Consider the following 21,706-nt stretch of genomic DNA (forward strand, 5'->3'; position numbering starts at 1 on the left):
CTAATGATTCGCCCTCTGTATTTGATTCTCTTCAATTAACGCAGTGATCGCCTCGGACGGCGGACCTTCCATACGGTACAGCATTCTGCAAAACGTTCGTACCGCTTCCATCGCGCGCAGATCGGACAACATCCGGTAATGGCTGTCCGATCCGGCCGTCATAACCGACATGCGGGGCAGCCATTCTTCCCACGCCTTCCAGTAAGGGATAGCGTCAGCCGGTCCTGTCCCGTTGTCATCCAGGCAAAAATAAGGCTCCAGCTCTCCATAAAATGACCCGCCCCGGCAGCGGAAATAATAACAGGACGGTTCTTCCGGTGCATCCAGTGGCGCAATAACGTACCGGTCAAGCCCGTAAGCCTCCTGAACCCGGATGCTTTGCTCCAGCCGCTCGCGCCACGCTGCTTCGGACCCGTTCAACCCCCGTGCACTGGCCATCCCGAGCAACTGCTCCAGGAACAACTCCGGATCTTCGTGCAAATAAGCACGGGCTTCGTCCTGATGGATAAGACGGCCCGCCCATGATTTGGGCTCCGGTGATAACGCGGATAAGAGGGCCGAGTTCACCGCCTGCAGCGCAATCGTTTTTCTATAGAATGTCTCGTCTTGAAGCGCTTCCCGGTAAGGGGTGTGCAAATAAGAATCGAGCATGACGATTGTCTGAACGCCCTCTCCAAGCTCTTGAAGCTGCCGGGCAACTTCGTAAGCGATACGCCCGCCAAGCGAGAAACCTCCGAGGTCATACGGACCGTGCGGCTGAACAGACATGATGATATGGACATAGTACGCCGCCATCGCTTGAATGCCGTGCAGCGGCTTGCGGCTGGACATCCAGCCCCGGGCCTGGATGCCGTACATCGGACGCTCGGCTTCTTGAGCGATCTGCTTGTAGCCGCTGACGATGGCGCTTCCTCCGTGAATCCAAAACACAGGACGGCCGGAAGTGCGGTGATTGAGCGCAATCAGCTCGGGAAATAAAGGCCGTGAGCTGGCGGCTTGGCCGGCGGGTTCAGAGCGCTCAGGCAGCTTAATTGGGGCGGCCTGAGCAGTTGTATGCGCTTCTTCTACAGGCTCATATATGGGCAACGTGACAGTAGGGAACTGTTCCGCAGGGACCACGTCCGCCTCTGCGTTCACGGCGGAAGCCAGCCATACCGAAAGCTCCCGCAGACTCGCGTGCGCATGGATATCCTCCAGGGTAACCGGGACGCCGAACCGGTTATGAAGGTCCCGGACCCATTCGACCCCCGATATGGAGTCCAGCCCAAATTGGGTGAACGGCTCCTCCGCGTCCACATCCCCCGGCAACATGTCGAGAACGCCGGCCAAGCTTACCGCCAGCTCTTCCCTCAGCTTCTCCGCAGTTGCGGTTCCCGCTGCAGCGCGGGAATGGCCTTCATCTGCAATGCCCGGCAGCAAGGCTTCGGATAAAGGGCGAAGCGTAATGCCGCCCGGCTTCGCGGACGCCAGGGGAGACTCTGCGGGCTCCGCTTCCGGTGATAACCGCTGCACCTGGTGACCAGCCACAGCGTTGTCAGAGTAAGAACGGGCAGCGGACAGCTCCCCGTTCAGCTCTTCAAGCACATTGCCGTGAAATTGCCGCAGCAAATCAAGCGCCTCGGCCTTAGCCAGACGATGCTGTTTCATCTCATTCAACACATATTGCAGGAATTCAGCCATAGGTCCTCCTTTGACGGATCACGTCTCTTATATTCGATTGGATCTCATCGGCCGCACGGTCGATGCTGATGGAATCGTCCATGATCCGATCCAGCAGTTCGCCGTAGAAGCTGCTGTCAAATACATCGCTGCTCAAGCCGCTTGCAGCTGCTGACACTAGCATGCCGGGGGTCCCGGTTCCTGCCGTCATGAGCCCCGCGGATGCAGGTTCTTCCTTACGCGGGACCGGGATCGCAAGCGGCTCAGCCGGCGGCTGTTCTGCCAGTGGCTGACCTTGGCTGCTTCCCCCTCCGCCCTCCGTAAACCAATACCGTTCTCTGGCGAACGGATAGGTTGGCAGGCTGATGCGCTGCGGATGCGGGCCGTCGTAGAGCTGTGACCAATCGAGCTGCAGGCCTCTCGTCCACAAGCTCAGCAGCTTGTCGAACTTGCGCTGCCGCATCCACTTGCTCAGGACCTCCTGCATTTCATCGTCGGAGCTGAGTGCGGCGATTGTGTCTTTGTTCTCCTTAACCCGTCCCCGGTATAGACCCGGCACCTCAGAAACACCGTCGCCGAGAAGCTGCAGCACTGCGCCTAACTCTTCAAGTGTTCCGGCAACGCAGGCAGCTCTTTCTTCCATCGCTTCCCGCCCCGTCTGGAGCGTATAAGCGATCCGGCTCAAATCTGATTCTTCATACCGTCCTTCCTGAATGGCAGACGCAAGCTGCTGGGCGATCAGCTTAAGCTGATCCCCGCTTCTGGCCGACAGCACAATGAGGCACGGCCTGGATGCATCCGTTCTCTGCTGCGGCACGGTGTACGGATTCGGCATATATTCCTCCACGACAAGATGCGCATTGGCGCCTCCCGCCCCAAACGAAGAGATGCCGGCCCGGCGCGGATATTCCCGCCGGGTGCCGTCAATGGTAAGGACAGGCCGGTTCCAATCGGCAAGCTCCTGCTGGACGACGAACGGCGTGTTACCGAACTCGATGCCCGGATTCAGCGTTGTCGCGTGCAGAGAAGGGACGAGCTGCCGGTGGCGGAGCATTAGCAGCACTTTGGTCAGTCCGGCGATGCCGGCTGCGCTCTCAGAGTGCCCGATGTTGGACTTCACCGATCCTAGGGAGCAGAATTGCTTATCTTGCGTATCCCGTTCAAACGCCCGGGTCAATCCGGTGATCTCAATCGGATCGCCAAGCGCGGTTCCAGTTCCGTGAGCCTCTATGCAGCTAATCGTTCTGGCATGGACATTGGCCCGTTTGAGCGCATCTGTAACGACCTCATACTGGGCCAGCGGGTTCGGGACCGTATAACCGTTCGTCCGGCCTCCGGCATTGAGCATGCTTCCTTTAATAACGCCATAGATGTGGTCGCCGTCCCGCACCGCTTTGTCCAGCGGCTTCAGCACAATGGCGCCTACGCCTTCCCCATCAACGAAGCCGTCCGCTCCGGCACCGAACGACCTGCATTGATCCCCGGAGGACAGCATGTTCATGGCCGACAGCCTTAAATAATGGTTCGGAGACTGAATCAAATTGACACCGCCGGCGATTGCACATTCGCTTGTGCCGTTGTTCAGGCTGTCAATGGCCAGATGAATCGCCGTTAACGAGGAGGAACAGGCCGTATCGACCGCCATGCTCGGGCCACGGAAATTGAACAAATAGGAGATGCGGTTCGCGATGGACCAATAACTGGCACCCGTCGGATAATTCCCGTTCATCACCCCGACATATACGCCTACCTTGCCGCTGGCGCATAGCGTAGCAGGCGTATAGCCCGCATCTTCTATGCTTGCATAAGCGGTTTCGAGGAATAGCCGTTCTTGAGGGTCCATCTGCTTCGCTTCTTTCGGCGAAATGCCGAAGAACAGCGGATCGAACCGGTCGTATCCTTCAATGAATCCGCCCCATTTGCTGTACATCGTCCCTCTTTTGCCGCGCTGCGCTTCATAATAATCCGCCCAGTCCCAGCGATCCTTGGAAATTTCGGTAATGCCGTGTCTTCCCGCCTTCAGCTGCGCCCAGAATTCACGGATGTTTCCGGCACCCGGATAACGTCCTGACAGCCCAACGATAGCGATATCGGCTGACGCCGTTACGGCCGCGGATGTCCGGGCAGTATTCTGCGGGATCGAAGCAAACCGGCTGCCCGGCCGCTGATTTCCGGCTGCGCCTGCAAGGGCCGGCTCCGGCTGTGGCTCTTGGATACCCCGTGCCCCTCCGGTCCCGGATTCGTCCGGTCCGAGCAGCACCGCGAGCGTCTCCTGATGCGCTGTCAAGAAATATCCGGCAAGCTCTTCGACCGTCTGATATTCGAAGAACACCGTGCTGTTCACGCTGCCGAACTCTTCACTTAACGCATTCGTCAGCTGTACAACCAGAATGGAGTCGATTCCGTAGTTTTCGAACCGCTCCCTCGGATCGAGCTGTCCGGTTGGCATTTTGAGCACCTCCGCTATGCGCCGGCGCAAATACGCAATTGTCTTCTCCCTCAGCGTGCCTGCGTAACGCTCTCCTGCTCCTGCCTTCACCGGCTGGACGGGCAGAACGCTAACCCGATTCTCCTTGTCCGCCGCCTCGCTTTTCTCTTGAACGGGCTTCACCTGCTGCCGTACCGCGCCATCGCTTTCCGCCATAATAATCTGCTGGCCCCATGCGTGGACAGGCTCAGCAGGGAAATGGACCGAACGGAATCCTTCGTCTTCAAGCACGTTCAGCCACATCCCCGGCGATAAACCGGGTGAGCCTGGTATACGAAGCCGGGCGTCTTCATACCGCCACCACCCATCGAGCAGCCCGAAGGTCAGATGCGTAAACATGGATTGTCCGTGCAGCTCGTTCAGCAGCAGCAGTCCGTTCTTTTTGAGTACGGCTTTGGCGTTGCGCAGCGTGTGGCGAATGTTCTTCGTCGCGTGAAGTACGTTAGCCGCAATGGCGATATCGTATTCGCCCGGACGAATCTGCTGGCCGGATAGCGGTGACTCGACATTGAATAGCTGATAAGTCAGGAATGGATGGTCCGGTCCATATGTCTCCTTGGCATGGATCAGGAAGGCTTGGGAGATATCGGTATAGCCATATTCCTGAATGTTGTCCGCATATGCCTTCAGCTTGCGCAGGACGCCGGCACTCGTGCCGCCGGTTCCCGCCCCGATCTCCAGAATGCGAATGCGGGCGGACGGATCTAGCTGAATCCGCTGCTTCACATAAGCGGCAACGATATCGCCGAGCACTTCATTGAAAGCGTCCGCCACCGGATTATGCTTATAGACGCCTTCTACGAGCTCCATGGATGAATTCGGAAACATAATATCCGTTGCCGGAAGCTTGCCCGATAAAATATCCGGCAGTGCACGCAGCGCCGTCTCCGCGAGCGCAATCTGCGCCGCCATTCCGCCGAAGGCGAGCCATTCCTTCTTTTTGCGGTCCCAGTCGGACCACAGCGCCTCCATCCTGGCATTGGCTGGATACAGCCCCTTGCCGGCGCTGTCTTGCTGCACACCCTTTCGCTCTCTAAGCAGCGCAATACTCGCATCAAGCCATCTTGAATACCGGCCATGTACGCCGTTTCCCTGCACGTAGCCGGTATTGTCCGCTGCCCGGCTGAACATGCCGGACGCAAGCAGCTGCCCTTCGAGCATCCGGCAGAGCTGCGACTCCATGTCCTGAAGCGCCGCATATCCTTCCCCCGTAAGTCCTGCCGTCGCAGCCTCCGGGTCAGGGAGGACGCGGGCAAGCTGCTCCGCCGATTGAACGCTGTTGTCCGGATGCAGGAATAGCTGTTCGTCCTGCGAAATGCCCTCGATCGTAAGGCCCCCAGTGGTCTTGAGCAGAGCCAGCTGATTCAGCGGGCCGGACAGAAGTCCGCCGAGCGCCTCCATCGCCTCCTCCGGCTCAATGGAGCCTATCCCCATCTGTGCCATGCGTTCCTGATAAGCATCGGAAGCAACGACACCAACACCGCCCCAGTAACCCCAGTTCATCGTTTTGACCGGGTAAAGCGAGCGGGCGGCAAGCTGATGCGCATAAGCATCCATGAATGTGCATCCGGCGGCGTAATTGCTTTGACCCGCCGATTTCATGAAGGCATTCATGGACGAGAAGAACAGAACGAAATCGGGCGTTTCCCCGGCGAGCAGCTCCGCCATATTGACGCTTGTATCGACCTTGGCCGCAAGCGCGGACCGAAAACGGGCTTCGTCCATGTTCGCAAGGCTTTGGTCCGCCAGCACGATGGCCGAGTGAACAACACCGTCAATGCGGCTGAACCGTTTCTTCGCCGCGTCGTAGGCAAGCTGCAGAGAGCTGCGGTCGGATGCGTCCCCGGAAATATAGACAGGTGCTTCACCGAAGGCACCCAGCCGGTCAAGCTTCGCCTGGATCAGCTCATCCTTCTCGCGTCGTCCGATCCAGACGATATGCGCCTGCCAGGTGCGGATCATATATTCGCTCCATACCTCGCCGATGCCGCCGGCTCCGCCGATCACCACGTAGACGCCGCCTTTTCTGTACAAAATCCGTTCCGGGGTATTATTGTTACTCCGGTTGACCGGAATGAGCTTCTGGCGGAACCACTCGCCGCTTCGGTAAGCCCAGGCGTTGCCCTGCCGGTCTGCGGGCAGCGACAATAGCTCCTGAAGCGGCCACTGACCGCCGGACTCCAGATCGATTAGCCGTACGATCCAGTTCGGATATTCTTTGGCGAGCGAACCGATCAGCCCATGCACGCCGGCATGTGCCGCATCGGCCTCTTCTCTCCGGCCTACGCTCTGCGTCTGTCCGGTAATGACCGTCCAGCCGGTCTTGCTGCCTCCTCCGCCTGCAAGCAGTACGGCCTTGATCAGCTTGAACAGCTGGAAGACGCCGGCTTGCTGCGCGCGGGTCAGCGAAACACCGGGCAGCGAGCCTTCGGCAGCATCCGGCGCAATCCAAACGATATGCTCCGGCATCCCTCCGTCCGCAAGCCGCCGGGCGATCTCTTCGATCGTATCCTCCGGCTGGAACCTAAGTGATTGCGCGTGTGGAAGCAGCTGTTCCAAAGCCGAACTGTTCTTAGGACCGGCATCGCCGACAATCGTTATGCGGCTATCAGGCTTCGGCCACTCTTGAACACGTTCGACAGGCACGGTGTCCCATACAGGGTGTAACGTCATAAGAGCGGAAGGAGTCTGTCTATCCGCTGCCGCCGTTGCCATAATACTCGGCTCCGTCCGAACAGCGGGTACGGCATCGCCATCCATCCCCCTTACGGAATAGCCTTTCAGACTTGCGATAACACCGCCCTGCTCATTGCACAGGTCAATGTCCATCTTCCGTACTTTGCCGCTGGCCGTGTCGCCCCCGCTCCAACGGACATAAGCCCATACGACGGAGGAGTAACGGCCGTAAACGGTCAACTCCTCAAGTGTAAACGGAAGCATCGGCTTCAAGCCGGCGTCCTCCTGCCCGATGCCGTCCATCAGACCGATCGCGGCTTGGAACGCCGCGTCCGTCAAGCTCGGATGCAGAATGAACCGGTCCGCCGAAGGGATGGCCGATGCAGGAAGAACCAGCTTTGCAAGCGCGCGCCCGTCACCCGCATAGACGCAATCAACAGCCCTGTGGGCTGCGCCGTACTCAATCCCCATCCTTTGGAACGCCGAATAACAATCATCGGCCGTCAGGACGCGAATGCCGCACTTTGCGCGCAGGGACGCCAGTTCCAGTGCAGGAGCAATTTCACTGCCGCTCCATTCCGCACGTCCTTGGCTGTAGATGTTATCCCCGCTTGCTCCTGCATTGCCGCCGTAGATCTCGAATGCGATGTCCCCGCTCTCCTGCGGGCGCAGCCCGATATGAACGTTCGACGTCCCTTCGCTGATTGTGCAAGGTCTCACCCAGACAACCTCCTTCAGCCGAAGGCCCACCGGAATGCCTTCACTCCTGCCGCTGGCTTGGGCCGCAGCATAAATGGCCATCTCCAGCTGCGCCGCGCCGGGCAGCACCTTCTGCCCCCTGACGACATGATCGGCAAAGAAAAACTCGGTTCCCGTAAAGGCCGAGCTGTAACGCTGCTCCGAGAAGTCGGATGTATTGGCGTACAGCAGCGGATGCAGCAGCTCACCGGCAGGAGCAGCAGACCCGCTTCCCTCGCCTGCGGAGCCGGTATGACCGCCTCCGGCATCCGCCCCCGGCTTCGGAGACCAGTACCGGTTCTTGGCGAACGGGTATAGAGGGAGGGCAATCCGCCGAGGCTTCCGTCCCTGGTACATGCTGCTCCAATCGACCGAAAGCCCTTGCACCCACCAGTCGAGCAGCTTCGTATACTTTCTTTTGGCAAGCCATGCATCGACCGTGTGCTGCAAATCCTCATCTGCCGTTAAGACGGCCGCTGCGCCGTCATTAATTCTTCCCCGGCCGTAGAACAGATCCCCGGTCGTACGGTCTCCTCTCAGGTAAGCGGCCAGCTTGCTCTCAACCTCGCCTATGCTGTCTGCCAGAAGCGCGAGCCGTTCCTCCATCGCCTCCCGGCCGGTCTGCAGCGTATGGGCTATACTGGCCAAGTCGGCATCGGTGAACGCTTCTTCACGAACTGCATCCAGCAGCGCCTGCGCAAGCGCGCGCAGCCGTTCCTCGTTCTTGGCGGACAGCACGATCACCGCAGGCAGCGGATAAGCCGCCGCGGGATCCGCACCCGCCTCTGCGGCAGGAATATATTCCTCCACCAGCAAATGCGCATTGGAACCCCCGGCCCCGAAGGACGATATGCCCGCCCTGCGCGGATATTCCCGCACCGAGCCGGACTCACGCAGGACCGGCCGCTTCCATTCCGCCAGCTCCCGCTGTACGACGAATGGCGTTGTGGAGAAATCGATGTTCGGATTGAGCACCGAGGCATGCAGGGACGGCGCCAGCTGCCCATGCTTCAGCTGCAGCAGCACCTTCGTCAAGCCGGCAATGCCGGCCGCGCTTTCGCAATGGCCGATATTGGACTTGGCCGAGCCGATGGCGCAAAATGCCTTATCATCCGTATATGCCGAGAACGCGCCCGACAAACCCGCGATTTCTATGGGATCGCCGAGCGATGTCCCGGTACCGTGAGCCTCGATGTAACTGACCGTTCTCGGGTCGAACCCCGCCCTGCTCATCGCCTGCTTGATCACTTCAGCCTGGGCATTGGGATTCGGAACCGAGTACCCGTTCGTTTTGCCGCCGTGATTGATTGCACTTGCTTTGATCACGCCGTAAATCCGGTCCCCGTCCGCAACCGCTTCGGACAACGGCTTGAGCAGCACCGCGCCGACGCCCTCCCCGGGCACGTAGCCGTCGCCGCCTTCGCCGAAGCTTTCGCAGCGGCCCTTGCTCGACACGAATTTCCCCTGCGCAAGCATCAGATATTTGTTCGGATGAAGCGACAGGTTGACGCCTCCGGCAACGGCTACGCCGCACTCCCCTTGCTGGATGCTTTGGCAGGCCAGATGAATGGCGGTCAAGGACGAAGAGCACATCGTATCGACGGCTATGCTGGGCCCCTGGAAGTTATACCAATAGGACACCCGGTTCGCAATCGAAGACGGGCTGCCGGCGTAAGCGATTCTTCTGCCCGAAAGCTGCTCCTGCGCCCCGTACAGCTGGTACTCCTCATACATGACGCCGGCATAAATACCCACCGGAATCCGGCGGTTCAGCTTCCGGTTGAACGCAACCGATTCCCTCGTATAACCGGCGTCCTCCAGTGTATGGTAGACGCATTGCAGAAACAGCCGCTCCTGGGGATCCATTACTTCTGCCTCCAGGGGCGAAATCTGGAAGAACAACGGATCGAACTGATCCATCCCGTCCAGGAAACCTCCCCATTTGCTGTAAGTGGTGCCCAGCTTGTTCTTATCTTCGTCGAAATAAAGGGAGTGATCCCATCTTTCCGGCGGGATCTCCGTAATGCAATCCCGTCCCTGCTGCAAATTGCGCCAGTATTCCGCCACATCCGGCGCTCCCGGGTAACGTCCCGCTATGCCGATAACGGCAATATCGATTGGACCGCCCTGCCCGTGCTGCCTTAATGACGGGGAAGGGGTGCCTGAAGCCGCCAACGCCGGTGAAACCCGGGAACGGGGCTGCCTCCCTGTAGAAGGCCGGATAAGCCCGGTCACCGGAGGTGCTGTCTTGGCAGCAGCTCTGTTATCGTCCGCAGGTGGTCTGCCGGAGCCCAGAAGCTCCTTCAGTTTGGCTTGATGCGCCCTGAGGAAATAGTCCGTTAAGGCAGCAAGGTTCTGGTATTCAAAAAATAACGTTTTGGACAAGGGGCCAAACACTTTCTCCAGTTCTCCGGTCAGATCCATCACCATAATCGAATCGATCCCGTACTTCTCCAGCGGGACATGCTCGTCGATCCGGTGGGACGGCAGCTTGATCGCAGACGAGAGCAGCTTTTTAAAATATTGGACTGCCTGCTCCCGGAAAGCGGCCGGCAAGTCGGCAGGCGGGGAGGAAACCCCTTCCGCATGCACTGCAGGAGCCTCCAGTGGTTCAGCTTCCCTTGGAGCCGGCATACGTTCCGCCAAATGCTCTGCCAGTTGGCGAATAGTCGGATATTCAAGCAGTTCGAACGGTGTTAGCTTAAATCCTATAGCCTCGCCTATGCACACTGCGGCAGTTTGCATCTGATGTGCATCGAAGCCGAATTCGTCCCAATCGGTATCGATATGAATCTCGCTGCCGGGAACGGTGAGCAACCCGGATACGGCACGGACTGCGGCAGCGAGAATCTTTTGCTTCGTTCCGTCATCCGCATTCCGCTTCACAGGAGCTGGCGCCGGGGACGGGGTTGCCCCAACCTTTGAGCTAGCCGCCAGCTTGTGCAAGGCGCTCCGCAATTGTGCCGGCTTGCCTTGGACGACCATGACCTGGCTTCGCTCTGAAGCGAAGGCGCGATAAAAGGCGGAGAAGCCGCTGTCCGTCTGAAGCGGCACGAAGCCGAACGTCTCCCGGAGCCTCTTCACCGTGCTTTCGCTCACGCTCATCCCGCCGTCCTTCCAAAGCGGCCAATTGATAGACAGCGTGCGGCCTTGGCGCTGCCCGGCTGCCGCCAGCTCGCTGCGGTATGCAGCGAATGCATCCATATAGGCATTGGCTGCCGCATAATCGGCTTGACCGGCATTCCCCATGCTGCCCGCAGTGGACGAAAACAGCACAAAAAAGTCTAGCTCGAGATGGCGGGTCGCCTCATCCAGATAGGCTAAACCGGTTACTTTAGGAGCCAGTACGTCCGCAAGCTCCTGTATGCCCTTATTCACGATCAAGCTGTCACGCACGATTCCCGCGCTGTGGATAATACCATGCAATTTGCCAAAGCGTTCCCCGATATCCCGTATAAGGCCGAACATGGCCTGCCTGTCGTTCATGTCGGCCTGCCGGTATTCTGCCCGGACGCCTGTGGCGCGAAGCTGCCGGAGCTGCTCCTCCTTATCCGCATCGAGCGGAGACCGTCCGGTCAGAACAAGCGTTGCCTGCTTGGCCTGCCGGCCTGCCTCTCTGGCGAATAGCCGGCCGAGGCCGCCTGTGCCGCCTGTAATTAAGTACACTCCATTCTCTCTCCACGGCTCAGCCGCAAGCCCGCCGGATGCTTCAAGCTCATCCCACCGTAATACATAGCGGATGCCGTTCTGATAGCGGATTCTCGTGTCCTGCGGGCTTCCGCCGTCGTTCTGCAGCTGAATGGCGAAGTCCGGAGCACTGCTTCCGGCTCCGGCTTCCGCTTCGATCAGCTGAACGGCAAGCTTCGGATGCTCCAGGGCGGCCGTCTGCAGCATTCCTGCCAATCCAGACAGCAGCCGCTCTTCGCCCTTGCCGGAGATGATGAGCTGCACCAGAGCCGAGCCGATGGAAGAATCGTTCGCAACGGCTTGCAGCTCGTTCAGTGCCAGCGCTGCGTACCGGCTGAAACGCAGACAGGTTTCTTCCTCCGCAGCAACCAGATTGCAAATGCGCCAGCGGCGGCTAAGCGGCCTGCCGTTCCAGCAAGCATCCAGGCTGTCTGCCAGCTCTTGCTGCCCGCACAGCATGACGAGATGAAGATCGAACGGTGCCGTTCTGCTGCCCTGATCGGATTGGCCCGCTGTTTGCTCTTCCCAGACGGGCTCAAGCAGCAGCGTTTCCGTTGAATCTTCTTCCGCCGGGTGATCCAAAGCACGAACGGAGAAACCTCTGATCTTCACGCATACGGCTCCTTGTTCATCGCATAGGTCGGCATCAAGCTTCCGAACGCCGCCGTACACCTCTCCTTCGCCTGAGCGGATGTATACCCACATCGACGAAAGACATGGACGGATCACCTCCACGTTCTCCACGGCAAAAGGAAGAAGCGGGCGAAGGGGCGCCGGACTTTCTTCCCCGAGCAGCAGCCCGAGCGACGCCTGTAAAGCGGAATCCAGCATGCCCGGATGCAGAACGAAGGCATCGCCCGTTCCCCATACCGGTTCCGGAAGCTTAAGTCTGGCAAGTACCTGTCCCTTGCCGATATACATTTCTTCCAATCCCCGGTGGGCCGGACCATACCGGATTCCCATCGCTTCGAACCGCTCATAGCTTTCGGAGGCAGTTATCCGCGCTGTACCACATTGCGAGCGGATCGCATGCAAATCGATCACGCTCCGCGCTTCGGATGAAGCCTCCAGCATCAGGCGGCCTTGGCTGTGTACGGCCGCGATGTCCCCGGATTCAGCTGAGGAGCCGGTGATCTCGAAGGATACGCTGCCGTCCTCTTCCGGATACAGGGCGATATGAACATGAACAGGCTCTTCCCCTGCGGCGAGAGGACGGGACCACGAGACATGCTGAAGCCGGATTCCTGCCGTTCCGGCCCGAAGCGATTGCTGTGCGGCAGCGTCTGCCGACTTCTCCAATGCGGCCCGGGCCATTTCGAGATAGGCCGATCCCGGCAGGAGCCGCTGGCCGTTGACGACATGATCCCGGAAGAAAAACTCGTTCCCCGTGAACACGGAGGTGAATTTCTGCCCGGCAAGATCGGACGTATTGTGCTGCAGCAAAGGATGACCCGGCGCTGCCGGACCAAAGCCTTCCGCCAAGCGTGTGCTCAAGACAGGCTTGATGTCAGGAATAGCAAACCTTTCCCGGGCAAAAGGATGTGTCGGCAATCCCGCCAGCCGCTTGGCGGCCGTTTGGCGGTACTGGAGGACAGCCTGTCCCACATCGGTTCCGCCAACCCACAGCTCCGCCAATTTTTTGTATTTCCCGCCCGTCAGCAATTGCTGCAGGAATTGTCTGCCTTCCGCCGTGTCGGCGAGATCAGTGCCTTCCTTCTTGCCGGCCACTCCGGCATAGCGGCCCGTTGCCGGTGCCGGTGCAAGCCGCTGCTCCCCGGCCAGATCCTCCAATTGCTGCGTAAGCTTGGCAACGCTGCCGGTTACGGCCGCAAGCCGGTATTCCATCGGGGTTCTGGCGGCTTGATACGTATACAGGAAGCTCCCGATGTCCACGTCAGGGTGTGAACGTAAATACGCATGCACAGACCGGGCGTACTCCCGCAAGCTTGCCTCACTGGCCGCAGAGAGCATGAACAAGCCTTGTTCCACGGCAGCCGGCCTGTCATACGCCAACGGCACGGCTGCTTCATGCGCCTCAACGACGAGATGCGCGTTCGTGCCGCTGAAGCCGAACGAGCTTACCGCAGCGAGCCGCGACGATTTCGCGTTTAGCGGCCATTCCTGCAGACAGGTGTTCACGTAGAAAGGGCTGCCTGCGAAATCGATATGCTCATTCTCTTTGCGGAAGTGGATCGAAGGCGGCATCTGCATATGCTTGAAGCTAAGCAGCACTTTTATTAAGCTAAGCACGCCTGCGGCGGCGGTCGTATGCCCGATATTGCCTTTCAGCGAGCCGATGGCACAATACTGTTTGTTCGATGTAAATTTGCCGAACGCATGGCTCAGCGCGTGAATTTCAACCGGGTCGCCCAGCTTCGTGGCCGTTCCGTGCGCTTCCGTATATTGAATATCCTCCACGTTGATTCCATACCGCTCATACACCGATTGCTGCAGCTTGCTCTGGGAGAGGAAGCTCGGCGCCGTAATGCCTGAAGTTTGACCGTCCTGGTTGGTGCCGCTCCCGCGAATAATCCCATAGATCGAATCGTTGTCGCGCAGAGCGTCCTCAAGCCTTTTTAGAATGACGATGCCTGCGCCGTCACCGACGACGATGCCATCCGCATCGTTATCGAACGGGCGGCACATTCCCGTAGGAGACAGCATGCCGGCATTGTTCATGAACAGAAAGGCACCGGGATGGGTATAGATCGTTATTCCGCCGGCAATGGCCAGATCAATAGCGCCATTCCGCAGCTTCTCACAAGCAAGGTCGATGGCGACCAGGGAAGAAGAGCATGCCGTGTTGACCGCAAGCGCCGGACCTTTGAGATCCAGGCAATACGCAATGCGGGCCGCCATAATACTCGTGTCGGTGCCCAGCATAGTATGGTGGGAGTAATCCTGCGCAGAGGGATACCCCATCGAGCCTATGAACGTGCCGACCTGTCCGCCCTGGCGGGCATATCCGGCATCTTCCAGCGCCCGGTAGCATTCCTGCAGAACGATGCGCTGCGCCGCATCCATCGCTTCCGCTTCTTTGGGCGATATATTGAAAAACAGCGGATCGAAGTGCTCGATCCCATCCATAGCGCCATACCGGAGGGGCACAGGCGAGGAGGAATGCGCTTGGATGTAAGCGATCCACTCCGGATTGTCCATCATCCGGGTGCAGTCCTTTCCTTGCGAAACGATCTCCCAGAACTCGTCTTGATTAGCAGCCCCGGCGGTGCGGCACGACAGCCCGATGACGGCGATCCCGCCGGAGACGGACCCTGCAGGGTTCGCCTCCGGCGGCCGGGATACACTCCCCTGTTGCTGCGATTGCTGCACCTTCTCCTCGCGGGAAGGTACACCGGCAGGCATTCCGGCCGGTCCGGGAACCGGAACGAAGTCCACCGCGGGACCCGTTATTTTTGCCGCGTATTCTGATGACACCTTCGTTACCGGCCCGGCGGACGGCAGAGCACCGCTTGCGTGCAGCTGCCCGGCGACATAAACGGCCAACGCTTCGAAATTATGGCATTCGACGAGAATGCTGGTCGGGAGTGACAAATCGAAGCGGACGTTGATTGCTTCCAGCAATTCGACCAAATTAACGGACGAGATGCCAAGCTCCTTCAGCGATTCCGCCTCCAGCAATTCTTCCCGGTCCAAACCAAGGACCTGCCCGAATACGAGCACCAAGCTTTCTCTAACAACATCCAGCCTTTCTTCAAGTGAATCCGGCCTATTCCCAGAAATCATAAGATTGCTCCCTTCAACGGTCTCTCCTGCTGCGTTATAGACGCCGGCGGATAGGGCTTCTGCCCGAGATGCTTCATTTCGTTCAGCGCTTCCGCGTACGGGGTTTTGTGCGCGATTCTGATTTCGTTGAACGATTTCAGCTCCGCTTCGGTCATCGCCGTCTCCTTGCAGAGCTTGAACAGGCAGTAGCTGGTCCAGCCCCGCTCTAGCGAGATGGCGTTATTGGCATAGCTGCGCAGCGAATCACGCGCGACCGGAACTAATCCCTCCGTGTTCCGCTCGCAATCCGGATCATACAAATAATTGGCGACCCGGGACGAAACGTCGATAATCTCCTCGATAGCCAGGCCGCAGCGCGCCAGCACGCCGGCCCATTCCGCCGCAGTAGCAATCGCAATGCCAATGTCCGCATCAACGATCGGCCCGCGCAGATTCGCGATGAAATCCATCAGCAGCACTTGGCCGTCTTTCGCCAAGGAAGCGGCAATATTCGCGAACAAGGCGGTTTTGTCCGGGATGTGGCAGCACACCTCAATCCCGATGACGAGATCGTAGCAGTCAGGGAAGCGGTCAACCGCGCTGTCCCGGTGATAAATTGCTGCACGGGAGCTTAGATTCAGCCCTTCAATCCGTTTGTTGCCCAGCTCCGCCTGTCCCTTCGAAATGGTATACCCGTGCGCCTGGATATCTGGATACAGCGAAGCGATTTGAATGATATCGGTACCATGGCCGCAGCCGATATCCAGTACGGAGCGGACACGGCGGAAATCCGCTTTATAGAACAATACCTGCCGCAGTTCGATCTGTTTATCCTTGACAAGGGCTGCTTCATCCGGATACCGCTCCGGATTCAGCAGCACCCTGCTCATCGAGAAGCCGGGAATCCGCGATTCGAACGGGCAAAACGTTAAATATTCTTCCTGAAATTCCGCCGAGCGGTCGACGGTGTTGAACGAGTACAGCTCCGCCGCCTTATTGCCGCCGTCCGGCCCCGAAGGAGGCAGGCTGACAGCCGTATGCTGAACGGATACGTTACGGTTCTCTTGCGGCCAGCATTTTCTTCTTCTGAAAGGATACCCCGGAGCTGAAACGATTCTGGCGCTTCCGGCTTCGTACAGATCTGCCCACGGCACCTGCATCCCACCGGCCCAAAGCGAGGCGAGCTGTAGAAGGTCGCGCTCCCTCAACGCCTTACCCGCTGTCCCGGCAGTGGCGGATGCAGGCGTCTGATGTCCGTGAGTTCCCGAACTTCCGCCATAGATGGCAAGCCCGCCGGGAAGCGTTGCGGCCGTTCCTTCGATATAAGCGCTTAAGCCTTGCACCAACGCTTCTTTCGATGGTGTCACAATCGCAAGACGGCATTTCATCGCCTCTCTGCCCACGCTCAGCGTATAAGCCAGGTCGCGTAAAGCGACGTCAGCCGAACGGCCGCTGTCCATATAATCTGCTAATTGCCGGGCCGCCGCCAGCAGGCGTTCCTCGTTCTGTGCGGACAAAATAACGGCATAAGCCGCCGGTGATGGGCACTCCCCCTGCGGCTCCGTTAATGAAGGAATATATTCTTCAAGCACGGCATGCGCGTTCGTCCCGCTAATTCCGGTCGTGGATACCGCTCCAAGTCTGGCCTGGCCTGACCGGGATGTCCATTCCCGCACTTCCTGTGCAATATAAAACGGGCTTTCCTTGAATGAAATCAGCTCGCTCAACGATTCAAAGCCGGACACCGGCACAATCGTCTTCCGGTGTAGTGCCGTCACCATTGCGATTAGACTGACAACCCCCGAAGCGGCGAAGGTATGACCGATCAGCGACTTGACGGAACCGACAGCGCAGTGGCCTTTTACATCGCTAAGCTTCCGGAATGCAGACGAAAGAGCCTCCATTTCGATCGAGTCTCCGATCTTCGCGCCAACGCTGTGTGCCATCAGAAAACCGATTTGTTCGGGACGTATGCCGCTGCGTTCATAAATCTGCTTAATCAACTGCTCCTGGCTTAACGGGTTCGGAGCGGAAATGCCATTCGTCTGGCCGTCATAATTGACACCGCTTGCTTTGATCGTGCCGTAGATGCGGTCGTTATCCGCGATTGCCTTCGACAACGGCTTGAGCACGACAACTGCCGCCGCCTCGCCCGGAACGAGTCCGTTGGCCCTGCCGTCAAATACGCTGCATGTACCGTCCGGCGACAGCATGTTCGCTTTGCCGAGTCCGGCATACATACGGGGCGATACGGTTAGGCTGACGCCTCCCGCCACCGCCATGTCGCAGTCCCCGCTCCGCAGCGCCAGGCAGGCTTGATGCACTGCTACCAGTCCCGAGGAGCAAGAAGCCGTCAACGTGAAATTCGGCCCTTTCAAATCCAGCTTGTATGCGATCCGTGCCGACAAGGTTGCATTCTGATTGGAGCTGATCTGCCCTTCCCCTCCGGTGACATCAGCATATTGGCTCTCTTCCGCTCCCACATACACACCGCAGAGCTTGCCTCTGATCCGTTCGCCCATGTAGCCCGCATCCTCCAGAGCATGCCAGGCTTCTTCGAGGAACAGCCGTTGCTGAGGGTCCATCAGCTCCGCCTCTTTGGGCGAGATCTCGAAGAACAAAGGATCGAACCGGTCAATATCCGGGACGAACCCGCCCCATCGGGACACGCTGGTTCCCGGCTCCTTGCGGGGATCGCCGCTATATTTCCTCCAATCCCATCGTTCGGGCGGTATTTCCGAAATGGCGCTTGTTTCCGTCACAAGATTGCTCCAGAAGGTGTCAATGTCGGATGCGCCGGGGAACCTCCCGCTCATGCCGATGATCGCAACCGGCTCCGGAATACCGGCCGTTGAAGCGCCCTTCGGCACCTGCGCCTCCGGCTGCGGCGAACCGGACGATTCGGATACCAGGGCAGATTTCTGTTCACCGGACACCGCGTTGACAACAGGTTCCAGACTTGCCTGCACACCCGCTTCTTCCGCGCGCAGGTAATAGGACCGGACAGCATTCTCATGGCCCGTAAGCAAATATTCTTTTAGCTTCTCAATCGTCGGATAGGCGTAAAATAACGAAGGCCCGAAGTCGATTTCATACTGCTTGGCCAGCAGCCTGGCGAACTGCGTGAGCGAGATGGAATCGAAGCCATAGTCTACGAGATTCTCCCCGGAATCCAGCTTGTTCAGCGGAATGCTGAGCAGGCTGCCGATATGATTCTTCAGATCGCGCTCCATGTACTCCTCCAGTCGGAGAGGACCCTGCGCATACTCCGCTGAGCTCCCTGGGCGGACGAAAGATGCAGGCACGAAGTCCGCTGAAGAGGTACCGATGCCCAGAAAGCGCCCGATTCTTCTGCTGTCCCCGGCAAGCACCAGATAGCGCCCGCCGGCCCTTGAGATGAGATCACTGAATACAGCAAGCCCTTCTTCCACTTCAAGATACCGCTGTCCGCTCGCTTTCAGATACATGCCGCTCTGCTCTTCCTCCGAGAAGCCCATGCCCCCGTCTCTCCATAGAGGCCAGCCAACGGCAGCCGTATGGCCGCGCCGCAGCCCCTGCTTTCGCAGGGCGTTCCGGTAATCCGCAAAAGCCATCTGGAACCGGTTGGCGGCGGCATAATCACAGGAACCGAAGTCACCCAGTACGGCAGAGGTTGAAGAGAACAGACAGAAGAAGTCAAGCGGCTCCTCCAGCAGCAGCTCGTCCAGGGCAGCCGTGCCCTCCGTCTTCGGACGAAGCACCTGCCGAAATTCCTCCGCACTCTTCTCCATAACGCTGCGGTTCACCTGGATACCCGCAGCGTGAATAACTCCGTTAATCGGGCCGAACCGTGCTTTGGCCCGGGCGATTCCCTCCTGCATACGCGGAAGATTGCATAGGTCCGCCTGCACGTATTCGACACTGCTGCCCAGTGCCTCCAGTGTCCCGAGCTTCTTCTTAATTGTGTCATCCACAGCCGAACGGCCGGTTAGAATAAGCTGAACCCCGTGCGTCCTGGCAGCGTGCTCGGCGAACAGATAACCAAGTCCCCCGCAGCCGCCTGTAATTAAATAGGTGCCCCCCTTCTTCCATACCGGCTGAACACAGACATGATCTGTTGCCCTGCGTACTGTGCAGACGTTACGCTTACCTTCAACATACAGCACATTCCGTACGCCGGAAGAGCGCAGCTCTGCGCCTATTTGCTCCAGCCAATCCTTCATGTCCGCGTCCTGCCCGTGTAATCCGGCCTCCGCCAGCCATACCCCCATAGACGTATCGGGAAGCACGTCTCCAAGCGAGCGCTGTATCCCGATCCACGATTCGGCATAGCAGCGTTCAAGCCCGTTCGCATAGGCAGCCGCAGCTATTAATTTCCGCACCTCGAACTTCGTAGAGACAAGTGCCTGAATGGTATGAACAAGTGCAGACGGATCTTGAACATGCAGCGGATTTTCGAGCGGCCACATGTAGAGCACCGCATCGGCGTTACCATACTTGACGGCTATGTCACGGAAAGCTTCTGCCAAGGAGGCGCTATCGTCTCCCCGGACCCTGTACGTATCCTCAAGCCGCTCGCCGCCGTCTGGTTGTTCGCTGACGAAGACGATGCGTGCAGTAGGTGAGCTAAGCCTCACCGCATTGGATAGAATCTGCTGACTCCGGCGGTCCGACAGGAAGCACACAACCGTTTCAAGCTGAACCTGCCCAGCAGGCATTTCTGCCCCGCTCTCTTCCTCCCAGATTTCCTCGAAGATCATGGGTTCGTCTTGCTCCTGCGGCGCCGGGTGACGACTTGGCCGTTCGGCCTGACTGTTCTTCGGGAGGACCTGCTGCTCACCTGCTGTGTCCATGGCAAATGCCGACGGGAAGGGACTTCCCTCCATCCAATACCGTTCTCTTGCAAAAGGATAGGTCGGCAGCGATATGCGCCGCGGCTTAGCCGGCAGACCATCATACAGCCCGCTCCAATCCAGACGAAAGCCCTTGACCCATAGGTCGAGGAGCTTGGCGAATTTGCCGTGCCGAATCCATTTGTCCACGGTTTCCTGCATATCCTCATCCGCCGTCAGCGCCGCCAGCACTTCCTGGTTCGCTTTCACATGACCGCGGTGCAGCTCCGGCTGATAGCTGTCCCCGCGCAGATATTCGTGAAGCCGCAGGTGCAGGTCGGCCATTGATACCGCTGTGAACGCTAACCGTTCCTCCATCTCCTCGCGTCCGACCTGCAGCGTATAGGCGATGTCCGCAAGATCGGCATCGGAATAGCCCTTCGTTTCGGCCGCCGCAAGCAGACGCTGGACTCTCTCCTTCAGGCGGTCCCCGTTTCTCGCTGACAGCACAATCAGGAACGGACGGCCTGCCGCAGCCGCTGCGGGTCTTTCGCTCCGCACCTCCGGAACAAATTCCTCAACGATCAGATGGGCATTCGCTCCGCCTGCTCCGAAGGAGGAAATGCCCGCACGGCGCGGAAATTCCCTGCGGATGCCGCCGAGCTCCACAGTCGGCCTTTGCCATTCCGCAAGCTCCTGCTGAACGAAGAACGGAGTCTCGCCGAATGTAATATCCGGATTCGTCTCCTGTGCATGCAGAGTAGGTGCAATCTTGCGGTGCTTCAGTTGAAGCAGCACCTTAGCCAGCCCCGCCATGCCCGAAGCGCTTTCTGTATGGCCGATATTGGACTTCACCGAGCCTATGGCGCAAAACTGCTTGTCGGACGTTTCCCGTTCGTACGCTTTGGTAAGACCGGAAATTTCGATCGGATCGCCGAGCGCCGTCCCCGTGCCATGCGCCTCCACATACGTAACCGTTCGGGCCGGAACGCCTGAGCGCCGCAGCGCTTCTGCGACCGCCCCGCGCTGAGCATCCGGGCTGGGAACCGTGTAGCCGTTCGTCCGTCCGCCTGCGTTCAAGGCGCTTCCCTTCAGAACGCCATAGATATGATCGCTGTCTGCAAGGGCGGCCTCCAGCGGTTTAAGCACGACTGTGCACACGGTCTCGCCATCTACGAAGCCGTCCGCTCCCGCACCGAACGCCCTGCAGGTATCGCCAGGGGAGAGCATGGTCGCCGCCGACAGCTTCAGATAATGGACCGGGTCCACGATCAGGTTAACACCACCGACGACGGCGCATTCGCTCATCCCGCTGTAGAGGCTCTCCAGCGCCAGATGCACAGCCGTCAAGGAAGACGAACAGGCTGTATCGACCGCCATGCTCGGCCCCTGAAAGTTCAGCAGGTATGAGACCCGGTTGGCAATCGACCAGTAGCTGGCCCCTGTCGGATAACTGCCATTCATCACCCCGGCGAATACGCCGACCTTCCGGCTGGCGCTAAGACTCGCAGGCGTATAGCCCGCATCCTCTACGGAAGCGTAAGCAGATTCAAGAAACAGCCGCTCCTGAGGATCCATCTGGGCGGCTTCCTTCGGCGATATGCGGAAAAACATCGGATCAAAAGCGTCGATATCCTCAAGAAAGCCCCCCCACCGGGTATACATCGATCCGCTCTTGCCCTTCTCTTCGTTATAATAACTTCGCCAATCCCACCGCTGCGGCGGAATCTCAGAGATACAGCTTCTTCCCTGCTTCACGTTCTCCCAGAATTCGTTCACCCCGCCGGCCATCGGGAACCGGCCGGATAAACCGATGACCGCGACGTCCCGCACGTACGTTGGCTTGGATTCCGAATTTGATACCGGCCTCGGCATCGATTCAGGCTCCGTTGCCGTCCTGGAAACATACCGGCGCTTGGTCATC

3 protein-coding genes (1 of these 3 running past the window's edge) are annotated in these 21,706 nt (G+C 58.8%); all 3 read right to left on the bottom strand.

Features of this window, described 5'->3' with window-relative positions:
- Tightly spaced (each overlapping or abutting the next), the 3 genes in view from NSQ73_RS19895 to NSQ73_RS19905 form a layout consistent with a single transcriptional unit that may run on beyond the window.
- Window positions 1–1,680 (bottom strand): thioesterase domain-containing protein, encoded by a 1,680-nt coding sequence (locus NSQ73_RS19895; protein WP_340987835.1) that lies wholly within the window; start codon window positions 1,678–1,680, stop codon window positions 1–3.
- Window positions 1,673–14,992, bottom strand: a complete 13,320-nt coding sequence (locus NSQ73_RS19900) for an SDR family NAD(P)-dependent oxidoreductase (protein WP_340987836.1) — start codon at window positions 14,990–14,992, stop codon at window positions 1,673–1,675. Before NSQ73_RS19900 ends, NSQ73_RS19895 begins: the two co-directional genes overlap by 8 nt.
- Window positions 14,989–21,706 carry the final stretch of an SDR family NAD(P)-dependent oxidoreductase gene (locus tag NSQ73_RS19905; protein WP_340987837.1) on the bottom strand. It continues 11,657 nt past the right edge of the window, so only the last 6,718 of its 18,375 coding nucleotides appear in the window; the start codon falls outside the window, past its right edge; its stop codon occupies window positions 14,989–14,991. The genes NSQ73_RS19900 and NSQ73_RS19905 overlap by 4 nt, the downstream gene beginning before the upstream one ends.

This window comes from Paenibacillus sp. FSL R10-2736 (assembly GCF_038000245.1).
GTDB lineage: Bacteria > Bacillota > Bacilli > Paenibacillales > Paenibacillaceae > Paenibacillus_AQ > Paenibacillus_AQ phytohabitans.

What these genes read in the sequence shown, in the direction of transcription:
- NSQ73_RS19895 (WP_340987835.1), bottom strand. Translation starts at nt 1,680, where the DNA reads ATGGCTGAATTCCTGCAATATGTGTTGAATGAGATGAAACAGCATCGT.
- NSQ73_RS19900 (WP_340987836.1), bottom strand. Translation starts at nt 14,992, where the DNA reads ATGATTTCTGGGAATAGGCCGGATTCACTTGAAGAAAGGCTGGATGTT.